15 protein-coding genes are annotated in these 15,932 nt (G+C 27.7%); 7 read left to right on the forward strand and 8 right to left on the reverse strand.

Features of this window, described 5'->3' with window-relative positions; all coding sequences use genetic code 11:
- Positions 1 to 201 precede the first annotated feature (201 nt).
- The gene (locus PXD04_RS23220) at positions 202 to 648 is read right to left on the reverse strand and encodes a hypothetical protein (RefSeq protein ID WP_323737612.1); all 447 of its coding nucleotides are present in this window, start codon (positions 646 to 648) and stop codon (positions 202 to 204) included.
- Positions 649 to 1,144: 496 nt separating this feature from the next.
- On the opposite strand from PXD04_RS23220, the gene PXD04_RS23225 reads away from it, so the two are divergent.
- Positions 1,145 to 1,642, forward strand: a complete 498-nt coding sequence (locus PXD04_RS23225) for a DUF1848 family protein (protein WP_323737613.1) — start codon at positions 1,145 to 1,147, stop codon at positions 1,640 to 1,642.
- 220 nt (positions 1,643 to 1,862) lie between these two features.
- On the opposite strand, the gene PXD04_RS23230 is transcribed toward PXD04_RS23225, so the two are convergent.
- The 3 genes from PXD04_RS23230 to PXD04_RS23240 all read right to left on the reverse strand — a co-directional run bounded on the left by PXD04_RS23230 (position 1,863) and on the right by PXD04_RS23240 (position 4,253).
- Positions 1,863 to 2,948 carry a radical SAM protein gene (locus tag PXD04_RS23230; protein WP_323737614.1) on the reverse strand — a complete coding sequence of 362 codons (1,086 nt, stop codon included), beginning with the start codon at positions 2,946 to 2,948 and terminating at the stop codon, positions 1,863 to 1,865.
- Positions 2,949 to 3,575, reverse strand: coding sequence for a TetR/AcrR family transcriptional regulator (locus PXD04_RS23235; protein WP_323737615.1), 627 nt, complete (start codon positions 3,573 to 3,575; stop codon positions 2,949 to 2,951).
- Positions 3,576 to 3,785: 210 nt separating this feature from the next.
- Positions 3,786 to 4,253 (reverse strand): hypothetical protein, encoded by a 468-nt coding sequence (locus tag PXD04_RS23240; protein WP_323737616.1) that lies wholly within the window; start codon positions 4,251 to 4,253, stop codon positions 3,786 to 3,788.
- Between the two features lie 564 nt (positions 4,254 to 4,817).
- On the opposite strand from PXD04_RS23240, the gene PXD04_RS23245 reads away from it, so the two are divergent.
- A complete protein-coding gene (locus tag PXD04_RS23245; RefSeq protein ID WP_323737617.1) occupies positions 4,818 to 6,848 on the forward strand; it encodes a hypothetical protein in 2,031 nt (676 codons plus the stop codon).
- 6 nt (positions 6,849 to 6,854) lie between these two features.
- The gene (locus tag PXD04_RS23250; protein WP_323737618.1) at positions 6,855 to 8,204 is read left to right on the forward strand and encodes a hypothetical protein; all 1,350 of its coding nucleotides are present in this window, start codon (positions 6,855 to 6,857) and stop codon (positions 8,202 to 8,204) included.
- Positions 8,205 to 8,606: 402 nt separating this feature from the next.
- Here the strand turns inward: PXD04_RS23250 and PXD04_RS23255 are convergent, their stop codons facing one another.
- The 4 genes from PXD04_RS23255 to PXD04_RS23270 all read right to left on the reverse strand — a co-directional run bounded on the left by PXD04_RS23255 (position 8,607) and on the right by PXD04_RS23270 (position 13,185).
- Positions 8,607 to 8,876: a hypothetical protein gene (locus tag PXD04_RS23255; protein WP_323737619.1), complete on the reverse strand. Its 270-nt coding sequence runs from the start codon at positions 8,874 to 8,876 to the stop codon at positions 8,607 to 8,609.
- 47 nt (positions 8,877 to 8,923) lie between these two features.
- Positions 8,924 to 10,801, reverse strand: coding sequence for a DUF2075 domain-containing protein (locus tag PXD04_RS23260; protein WP_323737620.1), 1,878 nt, complete (start codon positions 10,799 to 10,801; stop codon positions 8,924 to 8,926).
- Positions 10,802 to 12,101: 1,300 nt separating this feature from the next.
- Complete coding sequence (locus PXD04_RS23265) at positions 12,102 to 12,713, reverse strand: 4Fe-4S binding protein (protein WP_323737621.1); 612 nt, start codon at positions 12,711 to 12,713, stop codon at positions 12,102 to 12,104.
- An 88-nt stretch (positions 12,714 to 12,801) separates the two neighbouring features.
- Positions 12,802 to 13,185, reverse strand: a complete 384-nt coding sequence (locus PXD04_RS23270; RefSeq protein WP_323737622.1) for a helix-turn-helix domain-containing protein — start codon at positions 13,183 to 13,185, stop codon at positions 12,802 to 12,804.
- 149 nt (positions 13,186 to 13,334) lie between these two features.
- Here PXD04_RS23270 and PXD04_RS23275 point away from each other — a divergent pair, with 149 nt between their 5' ends.
- From PXD04_RS23275 to PXD04_RS23290, 4 genes are all read left to right on the forward strand, one after another.
- Entirely contained in the window at positions 13,335 to 13,592 is a 258-nt protein-coding gene (locus tag PXD04_RS23275; protein WP_323737623.1) for a hypothetical protein, read from the forward strand.
- Between the two features lie 70 nt (positions 13,593 to 13,662).
- Positions 13,663 to 14,073: a radical SAM protein gene (locus tag PXD04_RS23280; RefSeq protein WP_323737624.1), complete on the forward strand. Its 411-nt coding sequence runs from the start codon at positions 13,663 to 13,665 to the stop codon at positions 14,071 to 14,073.
- 44 nt (positions 14,074 to 14,117) lie between these two features.
- Complete coding sequence (locus PXD04_RS23285; RefSeq protein WP_323737625.1) at positions 14,118 to 14,687, forward strand: SPASM domain-containing protein; 570 nt, start codon at positions 14,118 to 14,120, stop codon at positions 14,685 to 14,687.
- Between the two features lie 6 nt (positions 14,688 to 14,693).
- Positions 14,694 to 15,686 (forward strand): zinc-binding dehydrogenase, encoded by a 993-nt coding sequence (locus tag PXD04_RS23290; RefSeq protein ID WP_323737626.1) that lies wholly within the window; start codon positions 14,694 to 14,696, stop codon positions 15,684 to 15,686.
- The last annotated feature ends 246 nt before the right edge of the window (positions 15,687 to 15,932 follow it).

Raw genomic sequence — 15,932 nt, forward strand, 5'->3', positions numbered from 1 at the left:
GATTGTGACTAAACAAGGGGGATTAAAAATTTTTTTTCCGAATAAATTTATCTTATTCTATTAATTAATAATAAATGGATTATTATCCATAATAAGTATTAAAAGAAATTATAATATTCTGATAAAATTGTTAATATCATCATCAACACCACATATATATTTTTTTTAATGGGAGGAAAAGGGGGGAGGAAAATACTCTTTTCATGCCATTACTTTGCTGATACTGTCTTCAGTTGGTGCTTCAATTTTTACTAATTTTCCGTTTTCTAGGTATTGGAATTTGTATTGTTGTCTACCATCATCCATTTCAGTTTTGAAGAATCCATCTTTTCCAGCTATTGATTTTTTAGCGTAGCCGTAAGCATTTAGTGCTTGTACTGGTTTGCCATTGTTTAGTACTCCTACTGTTAGTTCGAGTTTGTCACCGTCACCGTTTATGTATTCTCTTGTTACTTTGTTGTCTACTCTTGTTCCGTCTATGTCTTCTACATCCAGGCCGTCTTCGTCCATGTGTGTTGTGTCTACATCATTTTCGTATGCTTTGAAGCTGTCTAGTTCTTTTAGGTTTTCACCGTTTATGTTCACGTTTTCTGCTGCGTTGACTGCTGTTATGAGTGATCCTGCAGCTATTAGTATTAATCCGATCATTAATATGTTTTTTTAGGTTCATTATCCTTCACCACTAGAATATAATGTTTCTGATGGGTGTTTTTCTTTCCCATCTCTACTAATTAGTCTGTATTGGTTCTTATATAAAGATTCTCGACTGCAAGTGCTTACTTACATCGTTAAAATAAGAAATAAAGGTTATAAATGGTTATTTATAAAAAATGTTTGTTTGTGTTCTAAAAAAAGATAATTAAATACTTTTTCGCTATGCTTGCATATAACGAAACAAAAATTCATCCATGCTAAAAACCACCACAAAGTTAGATTAATATTCCCACCCCATAATCATCATGCCCCATTAAAAATTCTAACCAATATTAAAAAAATACACAAAACACGAACACAAAATGAACAAAAAACATACACTAAAAAAAGTGTATAAAAAACACAACAACACACCCACCATATCAAAAAACAATATATCCAAAAAGAATAAAAACTCCTAAAAAAAGCTTAAAAATAGAGATAAACAACCATGTGCAACTACACGATTACTGCATATGGCAAGGACATAGAACCTAAAGTCCCGTCAATAAATCAATCTATTAAAACGTTGAAAAGATTATCTGATATTGTTGGTAGCAATAAGATTCTCTGGAGATATGATCCGATACTTCTTACTGAAAAATATACTGTTGAAAAACATCTGGAAACATTTGAATATATGGCCGAAAGAATTTCACCACTGGTTTACAGATGCATCTTCAGCTTTGTTGACATGTACAGGAAAGTGGAAGAGAACATGCCAGAGATAATTCCATTCAGTGAATCTGACAAGGTTAGACTATTGAAGGGAATCGGTGATATATCCAGGAAGTATAATCTGTTTATTCAATCATGTGCAACAAATGAAAGTTATGAAAAATATAATATTCATACTGCAGGATGTACAACAAGGGAAATATTAGAACAGGCACACAATGTAGTTTATAAAAATGTAAAAGGAACCGGAATTAGACAAAACTGTCACTGAATTCCATCAAGAGACATAGGGGCTTATAATTCCTGTTTAAGTGAATGTAAATATTGCTACGCCAACCGAAAACCTGAAATTCCCAAAAATGTTATAAAACTGCATTATGAGAAATCACCATTATTGCTTGGACACCTTAAAGAAAATGATAATCTAATTGATACAGAAGTAATAAGATATATTGAACCAAAGCGATCAACATTATTTGATTTTTAAATATTCATCTGTTCAAAATCCTTTCAACTTCATCTTTATGCTCAAACAACACACAGCCACCATCATGATCATCCATCAGAATATCTCCATCCCTTAATGACTTAAACAAGTTTGAATTCAAAGTTTCAATAAGGGATACATCCTTGACATTAACATCGGAGTATGGTGAAGCGGGACATGGTTCAGCACCACCATGTGAGTTAATATGGAAAAATCCCCTTCCTGCTGCAAGACATCCTCCTGATGTCTTTTCATCTCCTGGAAATGAAAGAAATATCATGTCAGAATATTTCTGACGCAAACAATTAATTCTATCCAATAATAATTCCCTCTCCTCATTACTAGGGGCTAAATCTACAGTATCTGCATCAACAGGGACATATTCGATGAAAAATAATACTTTGCATCCAAAATCATGTAATTGACGAATATACTCATTTGAAAGTATAGTTGGCAAATTCCATTTTGTAAATGTGAGTGAAGCTCCAAAGATGACATTATTTTTTCTCATATATTCCATTGAATCAATTAATTGCCTATAAACACCTTTTCCTCTTCTAAAATCTGTTATTTCTTCATTTCCTTCTATTGATAAAATTGGAACTAGATTTCTATTTTTATCTAACAGATCATAATACTCTTCATCCAACATGGTGCCATTGGTAAATATGGGAAACAGAATTTCATGATATCTGCTGGCTTTTAGTATGACATCTCTTCTAAGCATTGGTTCACCACCTGCAAGAACAATGAAACTTATTCCAAGTTCCTTTGCCTGCTTGAATATGTTTTCCCATTCATCATCTGTAAGTTGATTTTGTGGCTTGCCGTCATTACATGCATCATGTGCACGTGAATAACATCCTGTGCAGTGCAGGTTGCAACTGCTTGTAATGCTTGCTATCAAGAAAGCTGGAATGTTTTTACCTTTTTTATCATACTTTTGTCTGATTTTAGTAGCTTTTTTTGCATACTTTGAAAACTTAATCAAAAATAAACTTTCTTTTGGATTTTTTAGTGTTGCACGCATTGCATCTTTCATGATGATTTCAACACCCTTGGCCAGATAATCTTGAATATCAAAATCCATTTAATTCACCTTCACACATTCAAGTAGGAAATTAGCATGCTCTTCTGCTTGGTTAAAGAAATCCTCCAGAGAACTTTGGGGAATATCCTCATATTCCACACAGATTTCCAAAATCAGATAAATTGGAAAACTGTAATATTCCTTTGCTAATAGCTTTGGATCGCATTCTGGGCGAATTATGTGATTTTCTTTTAAAATGGTGAAAAATCCCTCCCAAAACAAAAGGGGCTTGGCAAGAATCTCATCTTGGAAAAATTTCCTGATTGCATCGTTATGGTGCATCTGAATGAATAACAGTTTCCAGATTTTAAGGTTCTTTTCTTGTGAGAACATTTCCTTCATGGCTTCGGAACCTTTATGATAAAACTTTTCTGGATTTTGAAGCAGTATTTCATTGTTTGCATTCAAATCCAAATCTTTACTATTGAGCATCTCATCATATTCAAAAATATTGGTTAAATAGTCGAATATGTCCATAAGTATTGCTTCTTTGGAGGAGTAATGACTATATATCGAACTTTTTTTAATTCCTACTTCTTCAGCAATTTCTCTAAGGGAAACTGAATCATACCCTTTCTTTGAAAATAAATCAAGAGATACTTCAAAAATCTTTTCTTTAGTATTCATATTTACTACCTACCGTTCGTTAGGTATATTATATAGATTATGATATATAAATGTAAATGTTTTTGGTTTGGATTGTTATTCTAACTGTGGTGACAAGTATTTCAACACTCATATTTGCTTTTGCAGCAGGTCTTGAAGGATTAAGTGTAAATCTGTTTGCAGGAATCTTTGCTCAGCTTCCGTATGCAAATTTCCTGTTATTTTTAATTTTTATGTCATTACTTTGCTGATGCTGTCTTCTGTTGGTGCTTCTATTTTTACTAGTTTTCCGTCTTTGATGTATTGGAATTTGTATTGTTGTCTTCCGTCATCCATCTCGGTTTTGTAGTATCCATCTTTGCCATTGATTACTTTTTTGGTGTAGCTGTATGCGTTTAGTGCTTGTATTGGTTTGCCGTTGTTTAGTACTCCTACTGTTAGTTCTAGTTTGTCACCGTTACTGTTTATGTATTCACGTGTTACTTTGTTGTCTACTCTTGTTCCATCTATGTCTTCTACGTCAAGGCCGTCTTCGTCCATGTGTGTTGTGTCTACATCGCTTTCATATGGTTTAAATCCGTTAAGTACTTTTAGGTTTTCACCGTTTATGTTCACATTACTGGCTGCATTGACTGCTGCTATAAGTGAGCCTGCAGCTAGTAAGATTAATCCGATTATTAATATGTTTTTTAGGTTCATTATCCTTCACCACTACAATATAATGTTTCTGATGGGTGTTTTTCTTTTCCATCTCTACTAATTAGTTTGAATTGGTTCTTATATAAAGATTTTCGACTGCAAGTGCTTACTTACATCATTAAAATAAGAAATAAAGATTCTATACTTCTTATTTATGAAAACATTTAGTTATTATCTGATAGAAGAAAAAGATATAAAAATGTCATTCGTTTAATTTAAGTATAGAGAATGAAAAAATAAAAGAAGATTATTCATTAATCTATCTATAATAAATAAATATTCATGATCAAAATTAACAATCTACTTGATTAAAAATATTATTTTAATAACGACTTAAAATCTCACTTAATGATAAGTTATGAATAAAGGATAACTGGTTTTAAAGCATAAAGAACACAAAATAAATAATAAATAATATGTGATTTATAATAAGTATTGAATGTTAGTTATCAAAATTGTAAAATATAAAGTATGAGAAAATATTAAATTTGTTTTTAAAATATGGAAAATTATGTTTTTTATAAGATTTAGAGTATAATAATTACTAAAATAAGGTGTTAATGAATGAATTTAAAAATATTTTCTGATAAAGAATTAGATGATTGTAGATTCAATAGTCTTAAAAGCATGAATAATCAGAAATTATTTGATATTTTAGAAGAAATAATATATTTAAGAGTATTTGATTTTACAAAAACTATAAACTATATTAACACGAGATTATTTTCTACAAATATTCGATTTATTAAATTATTTTGTGAAATGATTGAAAAAGTAAGTTTTAATGATATTTTCTTTTATGAATTTAATTTTATAGATCTTATTCAAGAATATGTTAATAAAAATCCGGATTTAATATATGAATTTTATGAATATTCTTTAGGTAAATATTATCAACCTCAAATTTTATTTGGTTTTTATTTATTTAATAATACTTCTTTACTTAACAAAGAAATTTATACAAATATTTTTAAGAAGAATGTCAATATCCAAAAATGTTCTATTGAAATTTTGAATTTATCTTTAAAAAATAATTTTTCTATTAAAGAAGATATTCTTCTTGATTTAGAAGATTGTGTACTTGAAGATAATTATGATAATTATGTTAATTGTTTAATTTTATCTATGGGTAATAACGAAGAAATTTTTAAAAAAGTCACTGAAAAATTAAATTCAAATAATCCTCTTTTTTCAACTAAATATATATTTAATAGTTTATACAGTCATTTTAAAATAAATGAAGACTTATTATTTAAATCATATGCTATTTTAGATAAATACAATGACAAACATTATGATTTTGATAATAGTCAAATGCTTTATGATATTCAAGAAAAGTTATGTGAATTTAACTCAAAGAAATTTTTGGAAATTATTATTTTAAACATTAATACTTATAAACAATTAATATATGATAATGTCAAATTATCCACATCAGAAAAAGATAGAATATTGCATGAACTAAATGAAAAATTAAAAAATTACCAACTTACTGAAGATGATTGTGAAAATCACATAAATTCTATTTTTCAATCCAAAGAAGACATTATGAAATGGATTAGAATACATAAATCATCGGATGATTTTGATAAAATTGTTTTGGTTTTATTAAAAGTAATAAGTTTTGAAGATAATGATTTTGTTGAAGAAATACTTACTGAAATTGGTAAAGAAAAAAATATTAATATTAATGATGTTAAAAAACACGAAGATCCAGATTATTCTATATTATACACTATAGACAGAATTCTTTATTACGAACCGAAAAATATTGAAGATTTAAATGAATGTTTAAAGATATACCCAAATACTAATCTGTTTATGGGTGATATTTTACGTAAGTCTTTGAAAAAAAATAAGTATGATCCTCATCCTTTAGTTCAAATATTTTTTAAACATCCCAAAAAAATAGGTGATTATAAGGAATATTATATCAAAAAACAGAGAAAATGGGAATTAATTTTTAAAAATTTAAATGATAATAATATAACTATTAAAAAAGGTAAAATTTCTAATATTAATGGAGCAAAGGATGTATTATGTGAAATTGCAGTAGTTGGGTGTTTAATTAAAAACTTTGATATTGAGTTAGAATCTAAAATTTATCCTCTAAATGAAAATGAAAATATCACTAATATTGATCTTTGTGTCAAATATAAACGTGAAAAAATTTATATTGAAATAGCTAATTTAAAATTAGATAGTGTCACTAACTATAATCGTAGCAATTTTGTTTCTTTTGAAGGAATAAAATATAAACCGTTTAATGTATTGAATAAAAAATATCAAAATCAATATCATAATAGTAATATAAAGAATCCGTTACCTTTATACTATGTTTTATATGGTTCGTATCATTTCAGGTACCATGAATCAATTTATGGTATTCATAATGAATATGAAAATCAGAAGGGAATTTTTGAATTTACAGATAACAACATTAATGGAGTTTTTCATTTAGATTATAATTATGTTAAAGATAATCAATTATTTTATAAAGGAAAGTTATATGAATTAAATGATAAACCACGATATGAAATATCTGAAGAATTCAAAAAGTTATTATATGAAACGTTTTTTGAAGAAAAATATTAATAATCTATGTTGATGATTGAAATAAAAAGGTGTCGGTACTGTAATAATAAAATTCGCGAGAAAGCATACTACTGTGATCAATGTGGTAGAATTTTAAATTCAAAGATTGAAATAACAATTAATCATGAATTTGAAAAAATTTTAGATTACTTAATCACTAATTTAAAAAAGACTAATGATGGATTTGAGTATACTCCTTTAATAGAAAATTATGTTATATTGTTTTGGAATTATATGGATAGATATTCCAAATTAAAAGATGTTGCCAAAAATGATAAAATAACATTATATTCTTGGGAGAAATCTTTTCCATTAAATACAGCGTATGAATTAAAAAATAAGCCTAAAAGTTCAAGAAATAAATATTTTATATTTATTTTAAATAGAGAATATGATGAGTATAAAAATTCTTTAAATAAAACTGAGTTTGAATTTATTTATTTTACGAACATAGATAATAGGAAAATTGATAATCTTTTTGATGAAACACTTAAACTGTTTAATTTAAAAATTTTTGAATTTGAATGTATAGAAAGATATTTAATGAATAAATCTAATAAAGAGTTAAATCTAGATGAAAATTATAAAAATGAAGTTATTATTTCACATAAATCAAATGGTAAGGATTTAGATTATCAATATGGTTTATCATTTGATGATATTTATGGATTTTTAGGATTTTTAACTTTAATAAATAATTATAATAAAACTACTAAAATTCTCTCAAATAATTTTCAAGACAGATATAAATTAATAGATTTTAATATTTTATTGAAAGTTGTTCGTGTGAATAATGAATTTATAGAACATTATGATTATCTAAGTTATCGTTTAGAACATCTCGATCTTTCTTTTTCTAAAGAAAAAATATCAATTAAAGAAATTTTTATTGAAAAATTTAAGAATAAACACATATCAAAAGAATTAAAAATATATTTGAGCTTATATCATTTAGCATCGATTGAAGATGATTTATCAAGTTCCTTCTTAAAATATTGGTCACTGAGTGAAAGAATAATTAAAGACAGTATGGGTGAGGATATTAAAAATGAAAAATTAATTAAACTAATGAAAAATATTTTAATAATTACAGGTTATCCTGAAAGTGTATATGAACAAATTAAATACGTTGAAAAAAAACGAAATGAATATGTACATGAATTTAAATTTGACATCATAGAGCAAAGTGATAGGAATTTAGCAAAATCAATATCAGAGAAGATATTGGGTTATTTAATATTATCTAATATAAAAATCAAAAAATTAAAGGATTTTGGATACATTTTAGAATATTACAACCGTGATGATGAAATAAAAAAGATAAATATGATATTAGACGATTTTAATTCAAAATAACATTAATTCAAAAAATAAAATATCATTCATTTCAATTATTATTTTTGAATTGAATATGGAAAATAATCCAAATGTAATTCTTCAATATTTATTTGAATGTTTTTAATGTAGTTCATACCTTTTTGGTGCAGGTAATGATAACCTGTATTTTCTCTAATTCCTTGATGAAATCTAATTCAACATATCCTTGTTATTGTATCTTCATCTGTGTGAAAAATGAATGCATTTTTTGTGTTAAAATTCATATTTGTCAATGAAATATTTGTATGTTAGTTCATAGAAGTATTGTTTTGTATAATCTATAAAATGGTTTATGTTGTGACGGTTAAACTTAAAAATGAATATTGGGTTGTAAGAAGATTTCAATAAACATTATGGATTTTATAGTGTATTATCATTTTTTTAATTTACATCCATCCCTAAATATTTGTGTTTTTTTCCGTATTTTATGTGTCCTTTTTGTAAGTCTTCTATTAATGTTTTGTATTCTCCTTGGTAGTGGTAGTGTTCTGTGTTTGGTTCAAATTCGTATAGTATTGCTTTTTGGTCTTTTTTGTTTATTTCTATTATGTAGTCATTTTCAAACCATAGGGTTAATGTTGTATTGTCTGTATTTTTTATGTTTTGTATTGTTTTTATTGTTTCTTTTATGTTTGTTGTTGTGTATGTCATAACTTATACTCTTTTTATATAATTATGTACTTTATATTATACATATTTTATTTTTTATTATTTTTTTCTATTAATTGTTTAAAGTATTGTTGTAAGTTTTTATCTACACAGTATATATAGCATCCTTTCATTCCTCTACTCATGAGGGTTTTGTATGTGTTTTTGATGATTTCTTCGGATATTTCAAGAGCTTTTTCAGGGTCTTCTTTATATAATGTTTTTATTCCGAATAGTGATCTGTCTGTTTTAGCTCTTTTATTGAAGTCTGTTATTATTTTTCCATTTTTATATCGGATGTCTTCACCTAATATTACTCCTACATAGTCAAATTCTAGTCCTTGTGATGTGTGTACACATCCTATTTCTTGTACTGATTTTTCATCTATAGCCCATGTACTGGTATTTCCAAGGTTCCAGCTCATTCCAAAGTTTCCTATTACTATATCATGATGGTTTGTATCATCTCTTTTGTCTTTGTCCCAGTTCCAGCAGTATCCTGCAAGCATTCTTGATTTATTGTTTATCTTATTTTTTTCATAGATTATCTCTTGTATTTCTTCTGGAGTATCCATAACTTTGAATTCATAATCTTCAAATCCATCAAAATTTGCTGTTTCCTTAATCTGAAGAGCATGGTCTAACCAGGAAAGATATCCGTCAGATCCGTTGCATCTGAATTGTGATACTAATTTTATATGTTTAATTTCACAATTCTGTTCTTCTGCTATTTTTCTTATTTCTGAAACTCTACCTATATCTTTTATGTGTATTTTCTGGTAATCATCTATGAAAAATATGGTTGTTTTTGATGAATTAATTATTTCTGCAATCTGGTTTTCACCTTTGTTGTTGAATATTCCACTTTTAGCTTTAAGTCTATGTGCTTCATCTACGATTAATACATCAAATTCATTGTAATCTGCATCATAGAATCCATCTGATCCTTTGAATAGATTTTTCACATATTTTTGTGTTTTGTATCCTTTTAGTTCTTTATAATATACTTCTCTTGGAGCACTATTTTTTGTAACATAGAACGTTGTTAAGTTTTGGTTAGTGAGATTTACTAATAAGTTTATTGCTATCACTGATTTTCCCGTACCTGGTCCACCTTCAACTATTAATACTTGCTTTTTGTCTTTCTTTCTAGATTGTTTTACCATGTCAAAAGCTGTTTCATATGCTACCTTTTGTTCATCTATCATATAAAACTCTTTGTTTCCTTCAAGCATACTTTTTAATGTGTCTTGTAAACGTTTGGATGGTCTGATTTTTCCAAATTCTATATTATATAATATTTCCTTATTATCACCATATTTAATGTATTTTTTAATAAAATCTGTGAGTTTGGTTGCATCTCCTCTACGGAATAAAGGGGCTTGTTCTATCGTATCAGAATAAATATTATCTAATATAGGCTCATCCTCTTTTTTCTTATAATTATGAAGATAAGCACAAGGATGCAAACTAATATCATCCTCCTGAACAGTCTCATTAAAATCATACAATAAGGATGCATAACTCCAAGCCTGATAAGACGGATGAGTAACCTCACGAACACCCTTACCAACATAAGTACGAACAATATTATCCATACCCTCAACCTTATCCGCATCCTCCCACTGCTTCAACTCAACAATAACAACAGAAGGCAAATTCTCTTTAGTAAACCCAGATAACATAAAATCAATACGCTTACTAGTGGTAGGAATATTAAACTCAATAGCAACACCAGCATCCTCAGGAATATTATCATCATCCAAAACCTTATACATATACTGCATAGAATTTTCCCAAGAACGAATCTCAGCTCGACCAGTAGTATGACCCAATTTTTCCTCAAAATTTTCTAAAATATCATCAGCAATAGTATCATTCCTAACTGCAGACATAAAATTAGACTTAACATCTTCATAGACTAACATTTTAATCACTATTATTTAAAGTTTTAAATAAATTATTAATATATATTTATTTCAACATTAATTAATTATAAGGTATTTTATTGTTATTTAACAGAATTATTCATCCATTATCCAATAACTTTCAAAGCAACATTTTCGTAGTTACTTAATTATTATCAAAATGGTTGATTTTTTTATAGAATCATCATGTACTAACATTTATATTTAACTAGTTATGGGTATTATATCATGATTCTAATTAAACAATTGTATTTAGGTAATAAACTCTGAATATACCTGTTAAAATGTATATGAATTATTATTTTAACTATTATAAATAGATTTGAATATTATTGACTTTAAAAAACATTTTAAGCTTACACGATTGTAAATATATTTCGTCCTGATATAAAGAGCACTTTTGGATGTGCTCGGCATTGATTTTATAATAATTTCTTAATATTATAAGTTAATAATAAATCATTGAAATAGACAAATTTTATTCATCTCTAAATGACATTATATATAAAAGTCATCTTTGTCTGTAACACTATCTTTAACTACTGTAATTATATTAACCCATAAGAGTGTTACTCATGATTAAATTATTATAAAAATCATTTGGGGATTAAAAAACAATAATATCTTAACATCACTTTTTATGATAAATATCAATATATCTACGAAAATATCCTAATAAAGATAAATTATAAAGTCATCTATTTAAGATTCTTTAAACAAATTCAAAAAGAGAAAATTCTTCCAACTTTATACTATCACTAGAATTATTTAAGAAAAAAAAAATAGGGAGTGTGCAACAATTTTTGGGTTTTAGAATAATTGTCCCTTGACACTAATTTATCATTTACTTTTTATTCTAGTTTTTTAATTTGGATTTATTATTTTTTTGTTGTTTGTTTGTTCTTTTTGTTCTATGTTGTTATTTTTGCTATGTTTTGTGCTGTGGTCGTGAGTGTTTGTTGTATTTTTGCGTTGTTTAGTCCTAGTATGGTGGTATTGTCTGTATTTTAGTGTGTGTTTGTTGTATGCGAATTGTGGTTCGATTATTGGTATTCTCTTATTGTATTGTGCTTGTCCGTTTGGTGTTTTGATTTTATTAGCCAGTAGTTCTTTAGTATCACTTGTGTAATCGGTTATTACTTTCTTGTGAAGGTGTATGTACCATTTTTATCTGTAATTGTACTTCCTGTTTTGCCGTTGATGTTTATGTTTAGTTTGTTGTTTGTTCTTGGGTTTCCATCAGCATCAGTGAATGTTCCTGTTATTGTTATGTTATTTCCATATTGTATTGTTTCTATTTTTATTTGTTTAAGATTTTTATTGCTTTTGCAGGACAGTTTTCATAACATAGTCCGCAATGTAAACAATTTTCTTTAGATATGGTGTAGGGTTTTCCTTCGTTTATTATTTTCTGAGGACATATTTTTGCACATAATCTACATTCGATACATTTTTCTGTAATCAGGTATCCTTTTTCACTTATCGTCCCATTGTTGATTTTAAAATTTTGTCTAAATATGGGTTTTTGAGTTAAATCAAAATATTCTATTTCTCCACTAACTACTTTGAATGGTTCAAGAATGTATCTGCTTTCTCCTGGGTATACATTGTTCATAAAAGGATTTTCTTCAAACATCAGGTCAATCCACTTTTTTTGGTCGTCTAATTTTTTTGCTATACCATTAATTCTTACAGATTTGTTATCTTTTAAATTCACGTAGCTTATCTGTGGGTGATTAATTAGTTCTTTATAAACGTTTTTTCCTCGTGCAGTTAAAAAGTAAATGGTGTCTTCGTCAATATGCATGATATCAATGATTCTGCTTTGACTATTGCCATTTTCATCAACTGTGCTGAGTACTCCATCAATAACTTCGCGTATTTGTTCTAAACATTCTTTTTTAGTAATCATTTTATTATATTCATCTCGTTTAATCTTTTTTCTTAAGTTGTTTTGTTGGGGGTGATATATATGAAATAATTATTGGAATTTGTTTGTTTTATTTTATTTTAAGTACTTTTTTGAATAGATCTTCGACTTTTTGCTGATTTTCTCGATTGTAGTATGTATTGTTTAAGTCAGTGTATAATGTGAATCGTACTAGTTCATATAGTACTTTGTTTAATGCTAAGCCTTTTTCTGTTAGTTCGTATGTTATGTTTGAATTTTCATCTTCATTTCTTTTTATTAAACCATTATTTTCCATATCTTTTAGGCAGTTTGATAATACTTTGTTGGATAGTTGTGGTTTGTTTTCTTTGAATTCGTTGAAATGTTTTTTTCCAAAGAACATGTCTCTAATTATTAAGATTACCCATTTCTTGTTAATTATGGTTAGGGCTATGTCTATTGGACATTTTTCTATGTTTACTTCATTTTCCATATTATTTCTCCCTTTCTATTTTATGTTATGGATGTTCTAGGTATATGTTGTTTAAGTAACCATTTGGTTACTTTAATTATTATATATATGAAATGTATAGTATAAATTAAAACTATATAATTATATAGTTCATAGGAGGAATTTAGACAATGTATAAATTAAATTCATGGAATGAAAAAACAAGTTTCAATGTTTCAAAAATAGCAAATAATTATCAGACAGTTCAAACTGCTTGTGGTACAGAAATTGTTTCTTCTGCTTGTGGTGGTGAAGTAAGTACTGCTTGTGGTAGTGAGGTTGTTTCTTCTGCTTGTGGTGGTGAAGTAAGTACTGCTTGTGGTAGTGAGGTTGTTTCTTCTGCTTGTGGTACAGAAATCACAGTTCCATGTGGCAGTGAAAGATTATAATCACAAGACAATTATAATAAAAACACTATTTTTTTTTACAAAATTATCTTTTTTTTTGATGTGATTATTTATGACAGAATTTTTTGCTTCCCAATGGCATATAACAGATGATTGTGACCAACGATGCAAGCACTGTTATATATTCTCAGAAGAAAACAATAAACCAATTATAACAATGAGTTATACTATAATAGAAAAAGTATTCCAAAATTGTATAAGGATGTGTGAAAAAACAGGTAGAAAAGCATACTTTATATTAACAGGCGGCGACCCAATACTACATCCCGACTTCTGGAAAATTCTAGGACTATTCAAGGAAAACAACATTCCTTTTGGAATACTGGGCAATCCATTTCATTTAAATGACACAGTTTGCCAGAAATTACATTCATACGGGTGCAAATTTTATCAATTATCCTTAGATGGATTAAAAGAAACACATGACTACTTCAGAAAGAAGGCTCATATAACACAACACTAGAAAAAATATCTTGTCTAAAAAATGCGGGGATACATGCAAACATTATGACCACAGTTTCAAAGATTAACATCAATGAAATACCCGAGATTATCGACACAGTCGTAGAGCATGGTGCAGATTTATTCTCTTTTGCAAGATACTGTCCAACAAGCATAGAAAAAAGTTCACAAATGACACCAGAAGAATATCATAACCTACTAGAAACATGCTGGGAAAAATTTAAAAAATATGAAAAATCAGATACCAATTTTAACCTTAAAGATCATCTATGGACATTATTCCTCTACGAAAAAGGCCTCTTCACAATACCCTCTGATTTAGAGGAAGATTTTATATATGATGGGTGTAACTGTGGAAATTCACATATAACAATATTGCCTAATGGAGATGTATATGCCTGTCGGAGAATGGAAAGTAAAGTAGGTAATGCATTAGATGAAGAAATATATGACATATTCTTTGGAGAACAAATGAATCATTACAGGCAATATGAAAAGTTTGAAAAATGCAGTAAATGTGAATTATTAAGATTTTGCAGAGGATGTCCAGCAGTAAGTTATGGAACAACACATAACATGTACTCAGCAGACCCACAATGCTGGAAGGAAGTATGATAAAAGATGAAAGCAGTACTATTAGAAAAATGTTGCAATGCAGATGAATTAAAAGTAGTTAACATCAAAAAACCAACATTAAAGGAAGGTTACTTATTAGTACAAATAAATGCTTTTGGAATAAATCGTTCAGAAATAATTTTAAGACAATATGAAGCAGAAGAGGATTATATTAAACTACCAGTAGTACCAGGAATTGAATGTGTTGGCACAGTAGTAAAATCTTCCGACACTAATTTTAATGTAGGTGATAAAGTTATTTCCCTAATGGGTGGAATGGGAAGAAGCTTTAATGGCAGTTATCAGGAATATGCATTACTACCCATAAAAAACACGTTCAAAATATCAGATAATGTTATGAATAAATTAAGTACTGAAGAAATTGCAAGCATGCCAGAAACATATTTTACAGCTTATGCTTCATTATTTGAATGCTTACAATTATCCTCCCATGATACTTTATTAATACGTGGAGCTACAAGTGCAACAGGAATAGCAGCACTAAAATTAGCAAGAGCATATGGATGTAAAATTATAGCCACAACAAGAAATAATGAAAGAATAAATAAGTTATCCAGTTTAGGTGCAGATTATGTGGTAATTGATGATGGTAACATATCAGAAAAAGTGAAAGAAATTTATTTGGAAGGTGTGGATAAGATTTTAGAATTGGTTGGTCCACAAACATTAAATGACTCATTTAAAGCATTAAAAAAGCATGGAATTTGTTGTGTAACAGGAATCCTTGGAAACAAAGAGTTAATTGAAAATTTTGATCCAATTAAAGATGTTCCTAATGCAAAATATTTAACCTCATTTTTCAGCAATTACCCAAATCAGGAAATTATAGATAACATATTTGAATATATAATAAATAACAATATTAAACCACAAATATCCAGAGTATACAATAGTTTAGAGGATATTAGCAAAGCACATGAACTAATGGAAAGCAATAATGCTCAAGGAAAAATCATTATTAAATTAAAAGATTTTTAATTTTCTTATAATCAGTGGAAATCTGCAGAAATCCTTATTTAATACAATCAGGACGAGTTACATCTGTTTTCTTGTTTTGTGAGAGTGTGTGACAATTATTGTGTTTTAGGATAATTGTTATGGGTACTTTAATTCAATTTTAATATTATATTCTATTTTTTAAAAATAAAAATTAATACAGAAAATATATAAAAAAAATAATTAAAATCACTGAATTATAATAAAAATAGAAAGATTTAAAGTATA

The organism is Methanosphaera sp. ISO3-F5 (assembly GCF_034480035.2).
Lineage (GTDB): Archaea > Methanobacteriota > Methanobacteria > Methanobacteriales > Methanobacteriaceae > Methanosphaera.